General features: G+C 67.7%; 22 protein-coding genes. 16 read left to right on the forward strand and 6 right to left on the reverse strand.

All coding sequences use genetic code 11. The features are described from left to right. Positions 1-106 precede the first annotated feature (106 nt). The 4 genes from PSR88_RS12750 to PSR88_RS12765 are packed head-to-tail and all read left to right on the forward strand — an operon-like array spanning position 107 to position 2,280. Entirely contained in the window at positions 107-577 is a 471-nt protein-coding gene (locus PSR88_RS12750) for a DUF1348 family protein (RefSeq protein ID WP_009475215.1), read from the forward strand. Between the two features lie 20 nt (positions 578-597). Continuing rightward, complete coding sequence (locus PSR88_RS12755; RefSeq protein WP_009475216.1) at positions 598-1,170, forward strand: TetR/AcrR family transcriptional regulator; 573 nt, start codon at positions 598-600, stop codon at positions 1,168-1,170. A gap of 35 nt (positions 1,171-1,205) precedes the next feature. Then, entirely contained in the window at positions 1,206-1,529 is a 324-nt protein-coding gene (locus tag PSR88_RS12760) for a putative quinol monooxygenase (protein ID WP_011595247.1), read from the forward strand. Between the two features lie 52 nt (positions 1,530-1,581). Further along, positions 1,582-2,280, forward strand: a complete 699-nt coding sequence (locus PSR88_RS12765) for an HAD family hydrolase (protein ID WP_011595248.1) — start codon at positions 1,582-1,584, stop codon at positions 2,278-2,280. A 32-nt stretch (positions 2,281-2,312) separates the two neighbouring features. Here the strand turns inward: PSR88_RS12765 and PSR88_RS12770 are convergent, their stop codons facing one another. Continuing rightward, positions 2,313-3,386, reverse strand: coding sequence for a diacylglycerol kinase (locus tag PSR88_RS12770; protein ID WP_016882549.1), 1,074 nt, complete (start codon positions 3,384-3,386; stop codon positions 2,313-2,315). Positions 3,387-3,507: 121 nt separating this feature from the next. On the opposite strand from PSR88_RS12770, the gene PSR88_RS12775 reads away from it, so the two are divergent. From PSR88_RS12775 to PSR88_RS12805, 7 genes are all read left to right on the forward strand, one after another. Beyond that, positions 3,508-3,996 (forward strand): hypothetical protein, encoded by a 489-nt coding sequence (locus PSR88_RS12775; protein WP_011595250.1) that lies wholly within the window; start codon positions 3,508-3,510, stop codon positions 3,994-3,996. Positions 3,997-4,396: 400 nt separating this feature from the next. Next, complete coding sequence (locus tag PSR88_RS12780) at positions 4,397-4,810, forward strand: aminoglycoside phosphotransferase family protein (RefSeq protein ID WP_081437424.1); 414 nt, start codon at positions 4,397-4,399, stop codon at positions 4,808-4,810. A gap of 305 nt (positions 4,811-5,115) precedes the next feature. Then, positions 5,116-6,348, forward strand: a complete 1,233-nt coding sequence (locus PSR88_RS12785) for an alkane 1-monooxygenase (RefSeq protein ID WP_029539173.1) — start codon at positions 5,116-5,118, stop codon at positions 6,346-6,348. Next, positions 6,348-6,515: a rubredoxin gene (locus PSR88_RS12790; RefSeq protein ID WP_005251085.1), complete on the forward strand. Its 168-nt coding sequence runs from the start codon at positions 6,348-6,350 to the stop codon at positions 6,513-6,515. The genes PSR88_RS12785 and PSR88_RS12790 overlap by 1 nt, the downstream gene beginning before the upstream one ends. A 1-nt stretch (position 6,516) precedes the next feature. Beyond that, entirely contained in the window at positions 6,517-6,702 is a 186-nt protein-coding gene (locus PSR88_RS12795) for a rubredoxin (protein ID WP_009475223.1), read from the forward strand. Continuing rightward, complete coding sequence (locus PSR88_RS12800) at positions 6,699-7,973, forward strand: NAD(P)/FAD-dependent oxidoreductase (protein WP_016882546.1); 1,275 nt, start codon at positions 6,699-6,701, stop codon at positions 7,971-7,973. The genes PSR88_RS12795 and PSR88_RS12800 overlap by 4 nt, the downstream gene beginning before the upstream one ends. 10 nt (positions 7,974-7,983) lie before the next feature. Continuing rightward, positions 7,984-8,610: a TetR family transcriptional regulator gene (locus PSR88_RS12805; protein WP_016882545.1), complete on the forward strand. Its 627-nt coding sequence runs from the start codon at positions 7,984-7,986 to the stop codon at positions 8,608-8,610. Positions 8,611-8,705: 95 nt separating this feature from the next. Here the strand turns inward: PSR88_RS12805 and PSR88_RS12810 are convergent, their stop codons facing one another. From PSR88_RS12810 to PSR88_RS12825, 4 genes are all read right to left on the reverse strand, one after another. Continuing rightward, positions 8,706-10,310 (reverse strand): transposase, encoded by a 1,605-nt coding sequence (locus tag PSR88_RS12810; protein ID WP_342338179.1) that lies wholly within the window; start codon positions 10,308-10,310, stop codon positions 8,706-8,708. 128 nt (positions 10,311-10,438) lie between these two features. Then, entirely contained in the window at positions 10,439-11,617 is a 1,179-nt protein-coding gene (locus PSR88_RS12815; RefSeq protein WP_011595255.1) for a 4-hydroxybenzoate 3-monooxygenase, read from the reverse strand. Positions 11,618-11,708: 91 nt separating this feature from the next. Further along, entirely contained in the window at positions 11,709-12,446 is a 738-nt protein-coding gene (locus tag PSR88_RS12820) for an IclR family transcriptional regulator (protein ID WP_009475227.1), read from the reverse strand. Between the two features lie 16 nt (positions 12,447-12,462). Next, complete coding sequence (locus PSR88_RS12825) at positions 12,463-14,526, reverse strand: acyltransferase family protein (protein ID WP_016882544.1); 2,064 nt, start codon at positions 14,524-14,526, stop codon at positions 12,463-12,465. 190 nt (positions 14,527-14,716) lie between these two features. On the opposite strand from PSR88_RS12825, the gene PSR88_RS12830 reads away from it, so the two are divergent. The 3 genes from PSR88_RS12830 (at position 14,717) to PSR88_RS12840 (ending at position 16,978) form a co-directional block, all read left to right on the forward strand. Next, a complete protein-coding gene (locus PSR88_RS12830) occupies positions 14,717-15,994 on the forward strand; it encodes an MFS transporter (protein WP_016882543.1) in 1,278 nt (425 codons plus the stop codon). Positions 15,995-16,085: 91 nt separating this feature from the next. Beyond that, positions 16,086-16,559, forward strand: a complete 474-nt coding sequence (locus PSR88_RS12835; protein WP_016882542.1) for a VOC family protein — start codon at positions 16,086-16,088, stop codon at positions 16,557-16,559. Between the two features lie 26 nt (positions 16,560-16,585). Further along, positions 16,586-16,978, forward strand: a complete 393-nt coding sequence (locus PSR88_RS12840; protein WP_029539166.1) for a VOC family protein — start codon at positions 16,586-16,588, stop codon at positions 16,976-16,978. Here the strand turns inward: PSR88_RS12840 and aztA are convergent. Further along, on the reverse strand, positions 16,959-17,594 hold the full coding sequence (aztA, locus tag PSR88_RS12845) for a zinc ABC transporter ATP-binding protein AztA (RefSeq protein ID WP_016882540.1): 636 nt from the start codon (positions 17,592-17,594) through the stop codon (positions 16,959-16,961). The genes PSR88_RS12840 and aztA overlap by 20 nt on opposite strands. Positions 17,595-17,636: 42 nt before the next feature. On the opposite strand from aztA, the gene aztB reads away from it, so the two are divergent. Together aztB and PSR88_RS12855 are read left to right on the forward strand one after the other, a co-directional pair. Then, entirely contained in the window at positions 17,637-18,479 is an 843-nt protein-coding gene (aztB, locus tag PSR88_RS12850) for a zinc ABC transporter permease AztB (protein ID WP_016882539.1), read from the forward strand. Then, positions 18,480-19,754 carry a hypothetical protein gene (locus PSR88_RS12855; RefSeq protein WP_016882538.1) on the forward strand — a complete coding sequence of 425 codons (1,275 nt, stop codon included), beginning with the start codon at positions 18,480-18,482 and terminating at the stop codon, positions 19,752-19,754. The last annotated feature ends 3 nt before the right edge of the window (positions 19,755-19,757 follow it).

Consider the following 19,757-nt stretch of genomic DNA (forward strand, 5'->3'; position numbering starts at 1 on the left):
GGGGGCAGCGGCCGTGACGTGGTTCCGGCGCGACCCTGGACAGCTCCTGTACCTATCGGTACAGTCTGTACTGAAAGGTACAAGACCTACCGAAGGAGCGCTCACCATGTCCGTTCGACCACCCGTCCCACCGTTCACGCGCGACACCGCGATCGCGAAGGTTCGCGCCGCCGAGGACGGCTGGAATTCTCGTGATCCCGAGAAGGTCGCGCAGGCTTACACCGAGGACAGTTGGTGGCGCAATCGGTCCACCTTTCTGCAAGGGCGCCGCGAGATCGTAAACTTCCTCGCCGGGAAGTGGGACCGCGAACTGGAATACCGTCTGATCAAGGAACTGTGGGCGCACGACGGGAATCGGATCGCGGTCCGGTTCGCGTACGAGTTCCACAACACCGACGGGCAGTGGTTCCGCGCGTACGGCAACGAGAACTGGCAGTTCGACGACAACGGTCTGATGCGGTGGCGTCACGCCAGCATCAACGACGTGCCGATCGACGAATCCGACCGCAAGTTCTTCTGGGACATGTCCGGCGTGCGACCGTCGGATCATCCCGGGCTGAGCGATCTCGGCCTCTGACCGGCACACGAGGAGTAGTCATGCCCCGAGCAGTAGCCGAGCGCGGCGACGTCGTCCCCGTGCTGGCGGAGGTGTTCCGATCCCACGGGTTCGACGGCGCGAGCCTGGCCGTCATCACCGAGCACACCGGACTCGGCAAAGGCAGCCTGTACAACTTCTTCCCCCGCGGCAAGGACGAGATGGCCGAGGCCGTCCTCGACGAGGTCGACGCCTGGTTCCAGACCGCCGTATACCTGCCGCTGCGCGGGTCCGAGCCCGCCGCCGCCCGTCTGGAGCGGATGTTCGACGAGGTCGAGACGTACTTCCGGTCGGGTCGCCGAATCTGCCTGTTCGGCGCGTTCGCGCTCGGCCTCGAACGCGACCGCTTCGCCGACCGGGTCCGCGCCTACTTCACCGATTGGGTCGATTCGCTCGCCGGCGCCCTCGCCGACGCAGGCCACGGCAGGCCGTCGCGGCCGCTCGCCGAGGAGGTCGTCGCGGGAATCCAGGGCGCGCTCGTCCTGGCGCGTGCCCTGGACGACCCCGACAGCTTCACGCGCATCCTCACCCGGCTACGCCGCTCGGTCGGGGATCCGACGACATCGCGCGCGTAGGATTCGAATGCGTCAACTCGAGAAGTGAGGCAGCCGTGATCTTCATCGTCGTCAACTTCACCGTGAAACCGGACCACGCGGACGGCTGGCTCGACCTGGTGCAGCCGTTCACCGACGCGACCCGAAACGAACCGGGCAACCTGTGGTTCTACTGGTCGCGGGCGGTGGAGGATCCGGATCTGTACGTCCTCGTCGAAGCATTCCGTGACGACGACGCCGCCGTCGCCCACGTGCAGAGCGAGCATTTCCGGAACGCCATGCGCGAGTTGAAACCCGCCCTCGCGCAGACGCCGCGGATCATCAACACCACGATCGACGGCACCGAGTGGTCGCTGATGGGTGAACTCGAAGTCGACTGACCCCGCCCGGCTTCACCCTGAAGTCGCGTGCACAGCGCGTTAGCCTGGACACGTGGCTTCCGATCTCACCGAATTCGACGCAGTGATTTTCGACTTCTCCGGCACACTGTTCCGGCTGGAGGAGGACGACAGTTGGATGGCCGATCTCACCGACCACGACGGTGAACCGTTCGACCTCCACCAGCAGGCCGAGTTGATGCGGCGCATGACGGCGCCCGTCGGTCAGACCGTCGAGATGGATGCCGCCGAGCACCACGCGTGGACGAACCGCGACCTCGACCCTCGGTTCCACCGGCAGGCGTACCTCGACGTCCTGCGCAAGTCCGGGGTCGCGCACGAGGACCAGGCGGTCGGGCTGTACGAGCGGGTCATCGACCCGGGATGCTGGAGCGCATACCCCGATACCGCAGAAGTGCTTGCGTCACTGAAGGACCGGGGAATCAAGGTCGCGGTGCTGAGCAACATCGCGTTCGACATCCGGCCCGCGTTCGCGGACCTGGGAGTCGAGCATCTCGTCGACGCGTTCGTGCTGTCGTTCGAGGTGGGCGCGATCAAACCGGACCCGAAGATCTTCGAGCACGCCCTCGCCGCACTCGGTTCCGAGCCCGAACGAACTCTCATGATCGGCGACAGCGAGGAAGCCGACGGCGCGGCCCGAAACGTGGGCTGCGCGTTCGCACTCGTCGAACCCCTTCCCCTCGCGGAGCGCCCGGACGGCCTCCGAACAGCCCTCGGTGCCTTCGGCCTGTGAGTACTTATTAACCACGGGCGGTTAATAAGTACTCACGGGCGCGAAGCGCGACCGGTGATGAGAGGAAGATCGAGTGCGGTCACCAGCCCGGGCTTCGCCTCGACCACGGCGTGCACCGAATTCACCAGCCGCATCGCGGTGACGATCATCCCTGACACGTTGTGGTCGCCGTGCTCGCCGTGGTGAGTGAACTCGACGGTCATCACGGGCTCGCCCGTGATGTCGATGCGGTAGCACCCGTCGCCGCGGGTGGGTTTCGGCCAGTCCGGTTTCTGTTCGGGGTGGGTGCGGGTGACGTGTTCGAGGACCACGCGGGGCACCCCGTCGACCGTGCCGACGACTTCGAACCGCACCGCCGCCGCCGTTCCCTTCGCGATGTGGCACGAGAGAATGTCCAGGTCCTGCTCGGCGGGGATGCGTTCGAACTTCTCCACCAGCGGTTCGTCGAGCGTGAGGTCCAGTCCCGCAGCGATCTGGCGGACGACGCTCCCCCACGCCAGCGACAGCACGCCCGGCTGGAACAGCATCGGCGTCTCCTCGACGGGTTTACCGAAACCGAAGATCTCGGTCATCACCACCGGCTGGTAGTAGGTGGAGTAGTCGGCGATCTCGGAGCATCGCACCTCGTCGATCCGCTGCGACAGGCTCGTCATGGCCAGCGGCAGAACGTCGTTCGCGAATCCGGGGTCGATACCGTTCACGTGGAGGCTCGCGTCTCCCTGCTCGCCGGCGTCGTGGATGCGGTCGACGAGTTCGTCCGGGACCACACCGATCGGGTACTGCAACAGAACAGGTCCCGAGGACACGACGTTGATACCCGCCTCGAGGAAGGAGATCAGGTCCTCGATGGCGTCGAAGATGCGGTCGTCCGTCATCGCGGTGTGCACGATGCAGTCCGGCTTCAGGGCGAGAAGTGCCGCCTTGTCGCCGGTCGCCTTCACCCCGAGTTCTCTTCCGAGACCGGCCAGCTCCCCGGCGTCCTTCCCGACCTTCTCCGGATTGGACACCCACACGCCGACCAGTTCGAGGTCGTCGCGGGCGTCGATCCCTGCGATGGCGTGACGCCCGACCGTACCGGTGGACCATTCGACGACGCGGTATCTCATGAGTTCTCTCCGAGTTCCAGAAGTAGCACCCCTCCCGCGAATGTAACAGGTTCTAGTTTACCCGGGTGGACGATTGACGAAGAGCGCCGTCGCGGTTCGGCGTCAGGGAGAATCCATACGTATGACACCCACCGACGTCTACCGCGCACCGATGCGTTCCCGTCGCGACGACGTGGACCCAGAGCTCGCGGTGCAGCGCGCGCTCGCGATGGACGTGTGTGGAATCGGCGGGTTGCTGGCCCCACCTCCTGCCGATCTGAGCGAGGCGCTCGATGCGACCGAGCGCACCTACGGCGATCCGGCCGCACGCCGGCTCGAACGCTTCACGCAGGTGCTGGACGGATCGTTCGTCTGGTCGCGTGACGCCGACGGGCTCTACCTCCTCGGCCGGATCGACGGTCCGTGGCGCTACGACTCGAGTCCGGAGGCCGCGGCTGTGGATCTGGTGCACCTCCGAGACTGCGAGTGGCTCGACGCACCCGTCGCCGAGCTCGACGTACCGCCCGCGACCGTGCACACCTTCGCCCGCGGTGGACGCAACTTCCAGCAGACCCACCACCCTGACATCGCCGAGCAGACGCAGCGCGTGTGGGACCGCGGAAGGCGGTGACCCGACGATCCGCGAGGCACAGTGCGGGTGTGCCGGATCTTGAACTGCCGACGAACCTCGTGCGAGAGATGGCCGAGTACGACGCACCCGACGCGCCGTGCCGAACGTGGCTGGCCGACCTCCCCGCCGTCGTCGAAGCGGTGAGTCGGGAGTGGTCGCTGGACGTCGGTCGCCCGTTCCAACCCGGCGGCGTGACGTCCTGGACGGCGCCCGCACGCACCGCCGCCGGCGAACGCGTGGTGCTGAAGATCGGCTGGCGACACGACGAGGCACTGCACGAGGCGGACGGACTCGCGGCCTGGAACGGTGAGGGCGCCCTCCGACTGCTCGACCACCGCGTGCTCGACCACACCACGGCGCTGCTCCTCGAAGCCTCCGAACCCGGCACCCGCTCACCAGCATGTGCGACGTGTGGGCCGACGAGTTCGAGGAGAAACTCGCCCGTGCACCGCACCTGGATCCGAGCCTGGCGCGAACCGGTATGGAGCTGTTCCGCGAACTACCCAGGACGGCAACACAGTCGCGGCTGCTGTGCACGGACCTTCACCCCGACAACGTGCTGTCTGCCGCGCGCGAGCCGTGGCTGGTGATCGATCCCAAACCGTATGTCGGCGATCCGACGTACGACGTGCTGCAGCACATGCTCGACCATGTCGACCGCCTCGCCGCCGACCCCGTCGGATTCGCGAGCCGGATAGCGGGCCTGCTCGGCCTCGACCGCGAGCGGTTGCGCCTGTGGCTGTTCGCGCGCTGCGTGGAGGGGTCGATCGACCAGCCCCGGCTCTGGCACATTGCCGCGATGCTTCACCTGTGAGTACTTATTAACCGCCCGTGGTTAATAAGTACTCACAGGTGAAGCTACCAGCGGTACCCGAGCAGGCCGAGGACGAATTCGAGCCAGTCGGGAAGTCCGGGGTCGCGGAACATCAAGGGCCTCCTCAGTACGCAACGGTGTCGATCTCTCTATCGGCAGCGAAGACCCCGGCGTTAGAGCACTGCACCTCGCGAGATTTACAAATCTTCATATTTGTCTAGACCCTGGATCAAAGTCCGTGTACTGTCCAAATGAGAGTGAGCTGGTTCATACCGGTACGGCCACTGGACGAGGAGGTTCGGATCGTGACGACGTCGAATATCAGCGGGATGACAGGAGAGGCACCACCGGAAGCGTGGCGTGACCGCAAGCGCTACCTGTGGTTGATGGGATTGATTCCCCCGACCTCACTGTTCCTCGCTGCGGGGCTCGTGTGGGCTTTCAACCAATTGGGATGGTCGGCGGCGGCTCCGGTGTGGTGGTGGATCGGCGCCCTGCTGCTGTTCGGACTGCTTCCACTCCTCGACAGGTTCTTCGGGCCCGACGGCCAGAACCCTCCCGAGGAAGTGATGGAACAGCTCGAGAACGACAGGTACTACCGGTACTGCACCTACGTGTTCATCCCGTTCCAGATGGCGAGCCTGGTGTTCGCGTGCTACCTCTGGTCGGCGGACAACCTCTCCTGGCTCGGCATCGACGGCGGCCTCGGGCTGGTGTCGAAGGTCGGCGTCGCGTTCACCGTCGCCGTCATGGGCGGCATCGGCATCAACACCGCACACGAGATGGGCCACAAGAAGACCGAGCTCGAACGGTGGCTGGCCAAGATCACTCTCGCGCAGACCTTCTACGGTCACTTCTACATCGAGCACAACCGTGGCCACCACGTTCGGGTTGCCACGCCGGAGGATCCGGCGAGTTCACGCTTCGGTGAGAGCTTCTGGACGTTCCTGCCCCGCAGCGTCTGGGGAAGCCTGAAGTCGTCCTGGGAGCTCGAGAAGACGCGGATGCAGCGACTCGGCAAGAGCACGTGGAGCATTCACAACGATGTGCTCAATGCCTGGCTCATGTCGGTCGCGTTGTTCGGTGTGCTCATCGCCATCTTCGGTCCGGTCGTCATCCCGTTCCTGATCATTCAGGCGGTCTACGGTTTCTCTCTCCTCGAGACGGTCAACTACCTCGAGCACTACGGCTTGATGCGTCAGAAGACCGCCAGCGGCCGCTACGAGCGCTGCGCTCCCTCACACAGCTGGAACTCCGACCACATCGTGACCAATATCTTCCTGTACCACTTGCAGCGTCACAGCGACCATCACGCGAACCCGACCAGGCGGTACCAGACGCTCCGGAGCATGGACGGCGCCCCCAACCTGCCCAGCGGCTACGCCAGCATGATCACGCTCGCGTACTTCCCGCCGCTCTGGCGCAAGGTGATGGATCACCGCGTGCTCGACCACTACGACGGCGACATCACGCGCGTGAACATCCAACCCGGCAAGCGCGAGAAGGTGCTGGCCAAGTACAGCGGCGGAGTTCGGTGATGGCCGCCTACCAGTGCCCGGTCTGCGACTACGTCTACGACGAGGCGTCCGGCGCACCGCGTGAGGGATTCCCCGCCGGCACCGCGTGGGCCGATGTGCCCGACGACTGGTGCTGCCCCGACTGCGGGGTCCGCGAAAAGATCGATTTCGACCCGAAGGTGGCGTGACATGAGTACCGATTTCAAGCTCTACCGCTGCGCCCAATGCGGATTCGAATACGACGAGGCCGAGGGATGGCCGGAGGACGGCATCGAGCCCGGCACCAGGTGGGACGATATTCCCGAGGACTGGTCGTGCCCCGACTGCGGGGCCGCCAAGGCGGACTTCGACATGGTCGAGGTCAGCCGGGCGTGAGCGCACTGTCGAACCTTTCCACGGAACTGTCGACGGTGGTCATCGTCGGGTCCGGTATCGCAGGTGCGAGCGCCGCGCAGACGCTCCGGTCGGAAGGCTTCAGCGGGCGCGTCGTCCTGATCGGAGACGAACCCGCACCGCCGTATCGGCGGCCGACGGTGTCGAAGGACTTCCTGTCGGGTGCCACGGCCGCGGAGAAGACCGCGCTGAAACCGGACTCTTTCTGGAAGGAAAGAGATATCGAATTGATCACCGGTGCAACGGCAGTCGAACTCGACACCCGGCGGAAGTTGCTGACGCTCTCGTCCGGAGTAACACTGTCGTACAGTGCCCTGCTGCTCGCGACCGGCGGCCGGGCCCGGAAACTCGAGGGTGTCTCCGGTGCGCACGTGTTCACTCTGCGGTCGATGGCCGATGCCGATTCCCTTCGCGAGTCGATTCGGCGCACCGGTTCCCTGCTCGTGATCGGCGGAGGTCTCATCGGATGTGAGGTCGCGGCCACGGCGCGGTCGCTCGGCGCGGAGGTCACCGTCCTCGAACGGGACCCGTCACTCCTCAGTCGAATTGTGCCCCCGGAAATCTCGACGATGATCGCGTCGCTGCACTCCGAGAACGGCGTCGACGTCCGCACGGATGTCGCCCTGTCCTCGCTCGACGTGAGCGACGACGGCTCCGCCCGCGCCACCGCGGACGACGGTCGAAGTTGGAGTGCCGGCACCGTCCTCGTGTCGGTCGGAACGGTCCCCGAGGTCACGCTCGCGGTCGCGGCGGGACTGCGCGTGCACAACGGCATCACCGTCGACGGGCAGTTTCGCACCTCGGCCGACGGCGTCTACGCGGCCGGAGACGCGGCCAACATCCCCGGTGCGCGTGACTCCGAGCGATACCGTTCCGAACATTGGAACGGCGCTCAGGCGCAGGGGATTGCCGCCGCGCACTCCATCCTCGGAAAGCCCATGCCGTTCACCGACGTTCCGTGGGGGTGGTCCACGCAGTACGGCCACAACGTGCAGTTCGCCGGCGCGACCCGTTTCGACGACGACTACGTGATCCGCGGTTCGATCGACGATCGCGATTTCACAGCGGTCGCGGTCCGTGGGAGCACGCCGGTCGGGGTCATCGCCGTGGGCCGCCCGAAAGACCTCCGAACCGTGCGCACGATGATCGCCCGGGGCGGCACAGTCGACCGCGCCGCGCTGGCGGACGAGTCGGTTGCTCTGACCGACGTGCTCGCCGGCGAGCGGGAAGGTCGGGTCGCGGCCGCCCGCTAGCATCGAGGTCATGTCCGCAGACGACCGCACCGAGCGACAGAGTCGATACCGGCTGGCCGCGACGTCGCTGATGCGGGAGACAACCCTCGATGCGCTTCGGGAACTGCTGCTCGAACGTCCCTGGCCGACAATCACCGTGACCGACGTCGCGGTCGCCGCGGGGCTGAGCAGGCAGACGATCTACAAAGAGTTCCGATCGCGGCGCGGGTTGGCGGAGGGGTACGCACTTCGGCTGACCGACAGCCTCGTCACCGTCATCGAATCCGCTCTGTACGAGAACCCCGGCGACGCGACAACTGCTCTGCGGGAAGGTTATGCGACGTTCTTCGAACTCAGCGGAGCCGATCCCCTGGTGATGTCGCTGCACCAGGGGAAGGCACCCGAGGATCTGCTGCGCCTGATCACGACGGACAGCAACATCATCATCCGCCCCGCGGCCGAACGGCTGGCACAGACGTTGCAACGGTCGTGGGTGAACTCGTCCCCGGACGACGCGGACATCATCGCGCACGCCATCGTCCGGCTCGCCTTGAGTTTCATCGCCAACCCACCCGAGGACACCGCGGCGGCGTCGGCGAACACCGCCCGGCTGTTCGCCCCGTTCGTTGCGGCGCCGCCACCCGTGAGTACTTATTAACCGCCCGGGGGCTGTTGCGGAATTGAGTGAGGGCGGTCCGGGTGCGGGTGTCTCGTGCCGCGGTGGGTGCCGGTGCGGGGGTGGCCCCCGCCGGGTCAGGGGGTGGCCGGGAGCGGGGTGCCTCCGGTCAGGTGGGTGAGGATCTTGCCGAGGTTGTGCACGGTGGCGTGGAACGCCCATTCGCTGCGGGCGCGGTCGAGGCCGCGGCTGGTGAAGCGGCGGAATCCGAGGTTGTGTTTGGCGTGCCCGAACACGGTTTCGGCGATGGGTGAGCGTTTGCGGTAGGTGGCGATACCGGCCTCGGTGCGCAGCCGGTGGGTCATGGCCTGGATCGGATCCGCTTGCGGCGGTGGCGGTCCGGTGACCGGATCAGCGGTGGCGGCGGCCTCGAGGTGACGGGATTTGCCGGTGGCGATCAACCGGTCCGGGCCCGGCGCGGTGAGGTTCTCGCGGGAGCAGTAGCCGGCGTCGAAGAGCATCACCCCGATCAGCTCCTCCGGGCTCGTGCCGGTCGGTTCCTTCCCACGTCGGGTGGCGTCGATCAGGTGCGCGGCCGCCCCGGCCTTGTCGACCATCTCGGGGAAATAGTCGTAGTCCGCCGGGCCGGTCCCGACCCCGGTGGCCAGGATCAACCCGTCCTCGCTGGTGAAGGCCTGGCAGTTGTAGCCCTGCACCCAGCCGCCGCCGCGCAGCGGCTGCAACCGCGAGTCGGGGTCGGTGGTGTTGCGGCGCCGCTGCCCGGCGGCGGCGGCGCGCTCACCCTGTTTGCGGAGGGCGGTGTCGAGTTCGGTGCGCCGGCGCCGGACCAGGTGGTGCTCGTCGACCGGCTTCGGTGCGAACCGGGTGCCCCCGCCCCCGGCCGCGGTGCCACCCTGGAACCGCTCGATCACCGCCTGCTGGGCGGCGACCGCCTCGGCCAGACGCCGCTCGGCGGCGGCGACCTCGGCCCCGACCGGCACCCGGCCCATCACCGTCTGGCCCGCGTCGAGCCGGGCCAGATAGTCCTGTGCTTTCCCCTCCCGCTCGCACTGTTCGGCGTCCTTCTCCGCGTCGAGCTGGGCCAATGCCTCGGCGATCCGGGCCGAGCGGGTGCTGGGATCGGCCAACTCCGCCGGCACCTGTCCCGGGCCCGAATCGTCCTCGCCGTAGAGGTCGTCCTCGGCGTCATCGGTGGCGGCGTGCGCGGCCACCGCGGCGGCGGCGATCCGCGCGGCCTCGGCCTCGGCTGCCCGGCGCAGCCCGTCCTCGGTGCGGTTGGCGTCCTTCGATGCGTTCGAGGCGATCTTCACCCCGTCCAACGCGATCGTCTCGAGTCGGCCCAGACCCAACCGTGCGGCCAGGATCAGGACCTGCGTGAACAGGGCCTCGCAGGCGGTGTGGTTGTCCTTGCGGAACCGTGAGATCGTCACGTGATCGGGGGTGTCGCCGGCGCAGATCACCCGGTAGGACACCACCTCCGAGCAGGCCCGCTCGATCTGCCGCGACGACCGCACCCCCCGCGACCACGCCCAGATCAGCAGGGTCACCAGCATGTCCGGGTCGTACCCGGCGCGCCCGGCACCCCCGGTGCGGCGAGAGTCGTGAAAGGCGCTGGTGTCGAGATGGGTGTCGACGATCTCGATCACCGTCCACACCGGATGCGTGGGCGGCACCCACTCCCGCATGTCCGGCGGCAACAAAAACTGCTGATCACGATTCACCGGTCGATACCCCTTGGCCACCAACACATTATCCAAGAAACATCAGGTCGGGGCGCCGCGGCACGCGGACACCCCGACCCGGAAATTTGAAACAGCCCCCCCGACGTTAATAAGTACTCACGGGGGCGTCAGCCCAGCGGCGTGCCGACGTAGTTCTCGGCGATGAGGGTGCGGCCGGCCACGGAGCGGGTGACCATGTCGAGTTCGGCGACCTGCCGCTTGTGGCCGAATCCGGTGTCGTCGGGGAGTCGGTGCAGCATCGAGGACATCCACCAGGAGAAGTGCTGGGTCCGCCACACGCGTGGGAGGACGCTGTCGGTGTAACCCTCGAGCCCAGCCCGACTGCGGGTGGCGAAGTATTCGGCCATCGCCTTGGACAGGAAGTACACGTCGGCGATCGCCAGGTTCATGCCCTTGGCGCCGGTGGGGGGCACGGTGTGGGCGGCGTCGCCGGCGAGGAAGAGGTTGCCGTGCTGCATGGGTTCGCACACGAAGCTGCGGAACTGCAGGATCGACTTCTGGAAGATCTTGCCGTCCTTGATCTCCGCGCCTTCGCCGTCGACGCGGGCGTGCAGTTCCGACCAGATGCGGTCGTCGGACCAATTGTCGACGGAGTCGTCCGGGTCGACCTGCAGGTAGTGCCGCTGGACCTCCGGGGTGCGGGTGCTGATGAGCGCGAAGCCGCGGGGGTGGTTGGCGTAGATCAGTTCCTCGGACGACGGCGGGGCCTCGGCGAGGATGCCGAACCAGGCGAACGGGTACTGGCGGAAGTGGTCGGTGCGCACGGTGGTCTCGGGGATGAGACCGCGGGTGGTGGTCCGCGAGCCGTCGCAGCCGGCGACGAGTGCGCAGGTGAGTGTCTGCTCGTTGCCGTCGGCGTCGAGGTAGGTGATCTTCGGGTTGTCGGACGTGTGGTCCAGGACCTGTACGTCGGAGACGCCGAAGCGGATGTCGCCGTCGTCGTCGAGACGCCGGGCGATGAGATCCTTGAGGACCTCGTGCTGCGGGTAGACGGTGACGGCGCGGCCACCGGTCAGTTCGTCGAAGTCGATGCGGTGGCCGCGACCGCCGAACCGCAGTTCGATGCCGTGGTGGGTGAGTCCTTCACGCTTGACGCGGTCGCCGAGTCCGGTGTCGACCATCAGGTCGACGGTGTTCTGTTCGAGCACACCGGCCCGGATCGTGCCCTCCACCTCCTCGCGGGTGCGGCTTTCGAGCACGACGGAATCGATGCCCTTCAGGTGCAGGAGATGGGACAGCATCAGTCCTGCGGGACCCCCGCCGACGATCCCGACCTGTGTGTTCATGAGCAGACTCCTCGCGTAGTTCGTGACACCAGTCACTGTGCTGCCCGCCGTGTGATCGCAACACCCCCTCTTTCACTGAGTGAAAGGCGAGCTACGCGACACCGCGGGAAATGCCGCGCGCGGCCGCCCGCACCGCCGGGATCAGGGGGGCGGGATCCTTCTCCGCCGGAACCACGACGGACACCGCGGCCACCACCTCACCCGTCGACCGCGACACCGGCGCGGCCACGGCCAGCGTTCCTACGTTGAGGTGTTCGCGGCAGGTGACCCACCCGGTCCGGCGGATGTCGTCGAGGGTGCTGCGCAGCCGATGTTCGGTGGTGATGGTCGACGGGGTGAAGCGTTCGAGGCCCGCCGCGAGGACCTCGTCGAGCAGGTCTTTGCCGCCGAACGCCAACAGCACCAGGCCGCCGCTCGACGCGTGCAGCGGCAACCGGCCACCGGCCCTCCCGACGACGGTCACGGCACCCCGCGCCGACAGCCGTTCGATGTAGAGCGCCTCGAGATCTTCCCGGACCACGAGCTGGACGTTTTCGCGCGTCGCCTCGTACAGGTCCTCGAGGTACGGCAACGCCACCTGCCGCAATCCGTGGGCGCGGGGCGCGAGCGCACCCAACTCCCACAGCCGCACCCCGATCTCGTAGTGCCCGTCGTCGACGCGTTCGAGGGCGCCGTTGTCGACCAGTTGACGGCACAGCCGGTGCACCGTCGGCAGCGGCAGTCCGGTGCGCCGGCTCAGCTCCGACTGCGATAACCGAGGGCGCTCCGAGGTGAACGAACCCAGCACCAGGAAGGCACGTCCCAGCATGCTGCGGTCGTCTTCGGCCATGCCGCCAGTATCCCGGTCACCACCAGCGGGTGGCGATGCCGATCTGCCGGTCGAGTGCGGGGACGAGGCTCCGGACGTACGTCGCCGAGAGGTGATGCGAATCGTGGTACACGAGAATGTTTCCCTGCACGACGCGGCAGATCGCCACGTCACACACGGCGTCCGTGAGATCGAGCGGATACACCGACGGCAGGTCGCGGGCCGCCTCGAGTGTGGGGTTGTCCGTGGCCAGCACGTCGTCGCGGGGCATTCCGCAGCTGTCGGCGTGGCCGCCGTCGGCCAGGCAGTCGACGGCCGAGTACGGGACGCCGTCGTCGTGCAGCCACGGAGTGTCGCGGATGCCGAGGAACGGGAGCCCGAAATCCGCGAGCCGCGCCCACAGGCCCACGTAGTCGTCGGGGGTGACGTCGCCGGCGCCCTCCTCGTTGGGGCGCGAGGACGTCGAGAACACCCAGTCCGGCCGGTGGTCACGAAGACGGTCGAGGACGTCGCGGGACCAGTCGCCGCAGTCGGGATACGGCTCGCCGGCGAGCAGCGGGACGTCCGCGACCGTCAGCGGGCACCCCATCTTGAGGTACGTCTCGACCCGGATGCCGCGCTGCTGCCCGATCCGATCGAGCGCGGGCACCCAGTGCTCGGCGTGGGAACTGCCCACCACGGCGATCGCCCGGTCGGCGGTGAGATCGCCGTACACGCAGGTGACGACGTCGCGTGTGCTCAGATCGGAGATGCAACCGTGGAGGGTCGGCTGCGGAAGATCTCCCGACGCCTCGAGCAGGGTGGGTCGCATGTTCGTGCGCGGCGCGAACGCGCCGTCGGTCAACGACGCCGCACCCGGGTACAGCCACGGGTCCAGCTCACCGACCCGGGCGGTCGTCTCGGGGTTGCGCACCAGATACACGTGCCAGCCGGACGCGGTCCCGACCACGGCGACGCCGAGGATCGCGACCAGCGCGGTCATCACCCGCCTCGGACGGGCGAACCCGGTCTGGAACCGCGCTTCGATCAGCCGCTGGGTGAGCCAGGCCAGCACCATCGACACGAGGATCACCGCGAGTCCGCCGAGCGCTCCGACCGCGGGCCGCTCCCGCCACGTGAGGTAGAAAATGAGGATCGGCCAGTGCCACAGGTACAGCGAGTACGCCAGGCCACCGAGTTCGACGAACGGCCGCGACGCCATCATCGTCACGACCCCCGGCTGCTCGGACCGGCCGGCGCCCGCGAGGATCAGCGCCACCGCCGCACCGACCGGGATCAGGGCCGCCGGTCCGGGGAACAGGGCAGCGCCGTCGACGAGGAACCCACACCCGAGGACAACGGCGAACCCCGACACCGCGAGGACGGTCCGCCACCGCCGGGGCAGCGCGACGCGGTGCACGACGAGCGCGAGCAGTGCGCCCGCGAGCAGCTCCCACAGTCGCGCGAACGTGTCGAAGTACGCCCACGACTGCCGGTCCTGCGACAGCACGGCCGCGTAGGTGAAGGACGCCACGAACCCCGCACCGAGCACACCGCCGAGGATGGGACGCACGAGACCGATCCGGCGGCGGCAGATACAGGCCACACCTGCCACCACCGCGAGGGCGAGCACGTAGAACTGCCCCTGAACGGACATCGACCACAGGTGCTGCAGCGGACTGACCGACGCGTCGGCGGCGGCGTAGTCGGACGCCGTCCGGGCCAGCTGCCAGTTCTGCACGTACAGCAGTGACGCGAGGAGTTGGTCCGCGATCGCCGACCACTGCGTGAACGGCCGCTGGATCACGGTCACGACCGCGGTAGCGGCCGACACCACCACGAGTGCGGGCAGCAGCCGGCGGGCGGTGCGCCGCAGGACGGCGGGAATCGACGGACCCGAATCCGCCCCGGCACGTCGCACGAGCATGCCGGTGAAGAAGAACCCGGAGAGGACCAGGAAGATGTCGACGCCGCCGGACACCCGCCCGAACCACACGTGATAGACCACGACCAGCGCGATCGCGATTCCGCGGAGACCGTCGAGGTCGTACCGGTAACCGCTCACGGCCGACGCCGCGGCGTGGCTCGGACGGCTCGCAGCCACCTGGGGGTTGGGTCTCACAATCCGTCCCTGCTCATCGACTCGGTACCCGATCGATTATCCACACGGGGTTTACCAGTTCTTGACCAACCGGGGTGTGGAGTAGCCGATGTTTGACAGGCAACTATGGCGCGCCACACAATAAGTCCGCCTATAGAACTAGGGTTCGCATCGCGAACAGCGCACATCACCGCCGAACGTCGAGGACACCATGACCACTTCCCAACGAAGCGCCGCCCGCGCCTCCACCGCCCTCTGGGTCGCGCCCCTCTGCTGGGTAGCCGTGCTGCTCGACGGCTTCGACCTGGTGGTCCTCGGCGCCGTCATCCCTTCCCTCCTCGACTACGAGGACTGGGGTCTGACCACGGGAACGATCACGTTCATCTCGACTTTCGGCCTGGTCGGCATGACCATCGGCGCGCTGGTCATCGGGACGCTCACCGACGTCATCGGACGCCGGCGGGCCCTCCTGTATGCCGTTGCGGCCTTCTCCGTTCTCACGCTCCTCTGCGCGGTGGCACCCAATCCGTTCTTCTTCGGACTGTTCCGTTTCCTTGCGGGAGTCGGACTCGGCGGCGCACTGCCGACGGCGCTGGCCCTGGTCAACGAGTTCTCGAAGAGGCAGGGTGGCGGTTCCGCGTCGACGCTGCTGATGACCGGATATCACGTGGGCGCCGTCGCAACCGCTGCGCTGGCGATCGTGCTGATCGAACCGTTCGGCTGGCGTTCGATGTTCGTCGTCGGCGCACTGCCCGCCGTGGTCCTGATTCCGCTGATGCTGCGGTACCTCCCTGAGTCCCCGTCGTACCTGCTGGCGCACGGCAAGCGCGCCGAGGCCGAGGCCGTCGCGAAGCAGTACGGCCTGGAACTGGAGGCGGCACCCGCCGCCGACGCTCCCGTCGCGGCCTCGGCGAACCCGGTGCGCGCCCTGTTCTCGCGTCCGTTCCTGCGCAACAGCATCGCCATCTGGGTCACGTCGTTCATGGGACTGCTGCTCGTCTACGGCCTCAACACGTGGCTGCCGACGATCATGCGCGAGGCGGGCTACAACCTCGGCGCGTCGCTGACGTTCCTGCTGATCCTCAACGCGGGCGCGGTGGTCGGACTGCTGATCGCGGGCGGCGTCGCCAACAAGATCGGCCCGCGCACCGCAGCCATCATCTGGTTCGCGGGCGCCGCGGTGTTCCTCGCCCTGCTCAGCGTCAAGGTGTCGTTCGGCATCTACGCCCTGGTGTTCCTCGCCGGTTGCTTCGTGTTCAGCGCACAGGTGCTCGTGTACGCGTTCACGAGCGCCAACCACCCGCCGCAGATCCGCGCCACCGCGCTCGGCTGGTCGGCCGGTGTGGGCCGGGTGGGCGCGATCTGCGGTCCGATCCTCGGCGGCGTCCTGCTGGGCGCCGGCTACGCGGTTCCGTGGGGCTTCTACACATTCGCCCTGGTAGGACTGTTCGGAGCGATCGCCATCTCGTCGACGCGGACGGTGCGCTGAACTCCTGACAGCCGTCCGATGAGTTTCGGGAGTGGGCGCGGTCTATATCGGCGAGGATGAATCGACGAGGACCTGCGAGAGGAACTGCGCCATGAAACCCATCACCCCCTGCCTCTGGTTCGACACCCAAGGCGAAGAGGCCGCGAAGTTCTACACGTCCCTGTTTCCGAATTCGCGGATCACGGAGGTCACCCACTACGGTCCGAACACTCCCGGTCCGGAGGGGGCGGTGTTGACGGTGTCCTTCGAGATCAACGGGCAGCCGTTCATCGCGCTCAACGGCGGCCCGCAGTTCACGTTCGACGAGGCCATCTCCTTCGAGATCCTGTGTGCCGACCAGGAAGAAGTGGACCGGTACTGGGACGCCTTCACCGACGGAGGCGAGGAAAGCCAATGCGGTTGGGTCAAGGACCGTTTCGGCGTGTCCTGGCAAGTGGTGCCCGAGCGGCTGTACGAACTCATGCGCGACCCGGACGACGCGAAGGCGCAGCGCGCCATGCAGGCCATGCTGAAGATGCGCAAACTCGACGTCGCCGAACTCGAGAAGGCGGCCGAGCAGGCGTGACGCCTGCCGACGAGAAGGTGGACGGCATGAACGCGGACGGCAAGACCCACATCAACGGGGTACACACGGTCGCGGTTCCCGTGACCGATCAGGATCGGTCGCTCGAATTCTATGTGGGCACACTCGGTTTCGAGCGCCGCATGGATGCAGAGTTCAGCCCCGGTCAGCGGTGGGTGGAGGTGGCGCCGCCGGGTTCGGCGACGTCGATCGCCCTCGTCCCGACCCGTGACGGCGTCCCGGTGGGCGTCGAGACGGGCATCCGCCTGACCACCTCGGACGCCGACGCCGACCGTGCGACCCTGTCGGCGAACGGCGTCGACGTGGACGCGGAGGTGCTGCGGATGGGCGACTACGTGCCGCCCATGTTCTACTTCCGGGACCCGGACGGCAACAAATTGGTCATCGTCGAAGTGGGGTGAGTTGCACCCCCGACGACAGGGTCAGCACCTGGTCGGCGCGTTCCGCGTCGTGGGATTCGTGTGTGGCCACGACGACGGTCGCACCGCGCGCGGCCTCTTCGCCGACGATGTCGCCGATCACCGCGCGGGCTTCCGCGTCGACACCGGTGGTCGGCTCGTCGAGGAGTAACAGGTCGCCGCGTTGCACGAGCGCCTGCGCGAGCAGGGCACGTTGACGCTGGCCGCCCGACAGTGTGCCGATCCGCCGCCGGCCGAGGTCTGCGAGACCGAGCCTGTTCAGCGCCTCGTCGACGGCCTCCCGGTCTCCGGGCGTGAGTCGTTGCCACAAGCCACGCCGGTGCCAGGCTCCCATGGCCGCCACCTCGTGCACTGTCAGCGGTAGCTGATCGCTCACCGCATTGCGTTGCGGCACATACGCCGTGCCCAACCCCTTCGTGCCGTCGATCCGTCCCGCCGTCGGTCGCGCGATGCCCGCGAGGCACTGCAGGAGCGTCGATTTTCCCGAGCCGTTGTGCCCCACGACGGCCGTGACGGTGCCCGGCGTGAGCCGCACGCTCACACCGTTCAACGCCGGGGTCGGGCCGTACCGAACCGCGATTTCGCTTACGACAATCATTATCGTTAGATTAGCAGAGCGCAGTGGCTACTCGACCCCCTGATGGTGTCCTTCGTCCGGCGTGCGCTCTTCGCGGGAATGCTGGTGTCCGTCCTCTGCGGGCTTGTGGGCACGTGGGTCGTGTTGCGCGGCATGGCGTTCATGAGCGAGGCCATCTCACACGGCATGCTGCCCGGAGTGGCCGTCGCCTATCTCGCCGGCGCGAATCTCCTCGTCGGCGCGGCCGTGAGTGCGGTCGTCATGATCCTCGGCGTCGCCTGGGTCTCGAAGAACTCGCGACTGTCCGAGGACACCGGGATCGGCCTGCTGTTCGTCGGCATGCTCGCGCTGGGTGTCGTGATCGTCTCGCGCGCACGGTCGTTCGCGGTCGATCTCACAGCCTTCCTGTTCGGCGATGTCCTGTCGGCGACACGAGGAGATCTGCTCTGGCTCGCGGCGGCGGCCGCGGTCGCCGGGATCGTCTCGGTGATCGCGTACCGCCCGTTCGTCGCCCTCGTCTTCGATGAACGCAAGGCCCACACCCTGGGCCTGCAGCCGCGATGGGCGCACCTCGCACTGCTCGCACTGGTGGTCCTCGCGGTGGTCGCCTCGTTCCGCATCGTCGGCACCCTGCTCGTGTTCGGCCTCCTCGTCGCCCCGTCCGCCACCGCAGCACTGTTCGGCAGGTCGATCGGCGCGACGATGGCAATTGCCGTGCTCCTCGGCTGGTCCGCCACGTTCGCCGGGCTGATCGTGTCGTGGAATGCCGACACCGCTGCGGGCGCGACGATCGCCGGAATCGCCGTGCTCCAGTTCTTCGTCGCGGCCCTCGCCCGGTCGGCGGCGCGACGACTTCGGCCTGCCCTTGTGCCGACCCCGATACCGTTCGATAGATGGAGACCCTGAATGCCGAACACGACCCTCGCCCACGCAGCAATCGCCGCGGTCGCCGCGCTGGCCCTCGGCGGCTGCGCATCTCCCCAGGAGGAGTCCGCGTCCCCCGACGGCCGGAGCCAACCGGGTAGCGACCTTGTCGCCGACGCCGGATCCACCGAGGTCGAGGGACCCGAACCCCGGCTCGTGGTGTCGGACGCCGATTCCGGCCGCGTGGACGTGCTCGACCTCGCGACGGCAGAGACTCTCCAGTCGTTCGAGTTCGACAACCCGACGCGGGTGACGACGGTGAAGGACCGCTACGCGTTCGCCGTGGACGGCGCGGGCGGCGCGGTGCATGTCGTGGACGCCGGTTCCTGGACCATCAACCACGGTGATCACACCCACTCGTACACCAAGCCACCGGTCGAACTCGGCGCCCTCGAGGGCGGCAAGCCGGCGCACGTGATCGCAGGCGACGACAAGGTGGCGACGTTCTTCGACGGCGACGGACTCGCCCGCGTGATCGAGTTCGCCGCCCTCCGCAAGGACAGCATCGACGTCGAGGCCGTCGTGGACGCCGACGCACCGCACCACGGCGTCGCCCTGCCGATCGCCGACCGATTCGTGGTGTCGCACTCGGTCGCAAACGGGACCGACTCCCGCCCCGGCACGTTCGAGGTCCACACCGCGGACGGGGAGGTCGAGCAGAGCTTCGACACCGCCTGCCCGAACATGCACGGCACGGCGGTGTCCGACACGAACGTACTCGCCGCGTGCGACGACGGGCTGTTCCTCGCGACCACCGCCGCCGGGGCGTGGACGTCGGAGAAGGTTCCCTACCCGGCAGGCATCGGCGCCGCCACCCGGCCCACGTCGATCCGCGGACACGACGGCCTGCCGATCCACGTCGCCGCCGCCGGACCCGCCGCCACCAACGACGGGGTGCTGGTCTTCGATGCCCGCACCCGCGGGTGGACGCACGTCCGGACGCCGGATCGCGCGCTGAGCGTCGCACTGGCGGGCGACGGTCGCTCCGTGTTCGCGGTCCTCGCGGACGGCACCTTTCGCGTGTACGACACGACGACCGGCGCGGAGACCGCGTCCTCGCACGTGTTGGCCGCCCCCTACGACGGAAGGGACGAGTCCGCAACGCTGCCTGCCGTCGTCGTCGGCGGCACTCGCGCGTACGTCTCGGATCCCGCATCGAAGACGGTGACCGAGATCGACTTCAGGGACGACGCGCGGGTGGCGCGAACTCTCGACGTCGGAGTCGCCGCGTCCACCCTCGGCGTGGTCGGGCTGTGACCG

The organism is Rhodococcus sp. DK176 (assembly GCF_038447315.2).
Lineage (GTDB): Bacteria > Actinomycetota > Actinomycetes > Mycobacteriales > Mycobacteriaceae > Rhodococcus_F > Rhodococcus_F jostii_A.

What these genes read in the sequence shown, in the direction of transcription:
- PSR88_RS12755 (WP_009475216.1), top strand. Translation starts at nt 598, where the DNA reads ATGCCCCGAGCAGTAGCCGAGCGCGGCGACGTCGTCCCCGTGCTGGCG.
- PSR88_RS12775 (WP_011595250.1), top strand. Translation starts at nt 3,508, where the DNA reads ATGACACCCACCGACGTCTACCGCGCACCGATGCGTTCCCGTCGCGAC.
- PSR88_RS12790 (WP_005251085.1), top strand. Translation starts at nt 6,348, where the DNA reads ATGGCCGCCTACCAGTGCCCGGTCTGCGACTACGTCTACGACGAGGCG.
- PSR88_RS12815 (WP_011595255.1), bottom strand. Translation starts at nt 11,617, where the DNA reads ATGAACACACAGGTCGGGATCGTCGGCGGGGGTCCCGCAGGACTGATG.
- PSR88_RS12855 (WP_016882538.1), top strand. Translation starts at nt 18,480, where the DNA reads ATGCCGAACACGACCCTCGCCCACGCAGCAATCGCCGCGGTCGCCGCG.
- PSR88_RS12770 (WP_016882549.1), bottom strand. Translation starts at nt 3,386, where the DNA reads ATGAGATACCGCGTCGTCGAATGGTCCACCGGTACGGTCGGGCGTCAC.
- PSR88_RS12820 (WP_009475227.1), bottom strand. Translation starts at nt 12,446, where the DNA reads ATGGCCGAAGACGACCGCAGCATGCTGGGACGTGCCTTCCTGGTGCTG.
- aztB (WP_016882539.1), top strand. Translation starts at nt 17,637, where the DNA reads ATGGTGTCCTTCGTCCGGCGTGCGCTCTTCGCGGGAATGCTGGTGTCC.
- PSR88_RS12795 (WP_009475223.1), top strand. Translation starts at nt 6,517, where the DNA reads ATGAGTACCGATTTCAAGCTCTACCGCTGCGCCCAATGCGGATTCGAA.
- aztA (WP_016882540.1), bottom strand. Translation starts at nt 17,594, where the DNA reads ATGATTGTCGTAAGCGAAATCGCGGTTCGGTACGGCCCGACCCCGGCG.
- PSR88_RS12835 (WP_016882542.1), top strand. Translation starts at nt 16,086, where the DNA reads ATGAAACCCATCACCCCCTGCCTCTGGTTCGACACCCAAGGCGAAGAG.
- PSR88_RS12830 (WP_016882543.1), top strand. Translation starts at nt 14,717, where the DNA reads ATGACCACTTCCCAACGAAGCGCCGCCCGCGCCTCCACCGCCCTCTGG.
- PSR88_RS12780 (WP_081437424.1), top strand. Translation starts at nt 4,397, where the DNA reads ATGTGCGACGTGTGGGCCGACGAGTTCGAGGAGAAACTCGCCCGTGCA.
- PSR88_RS12750 (WP_009475215.1), top strand. Translation starts at nt 107, where the DNA reads ATGTCCGTTCGACCACCCGTCCCACCGTTCACGCGCGACACCGCGATC.
- PSR88_RS12805 (WP_016882545.1), top strand. Translation starts at nt 7,984, where the DNA reads ATGTCCGCAGACGACCGCACCGAGCGACAGAGTCGATACCGGCTGGCC.
- PSR88_RS12840 (WP_029539166.1), top strand. Translation starts at nt 16,586, where the DNA reads ATGAACGCGGACGGCAAGACCCACATCAACGGGGTACACACGGTCGCG.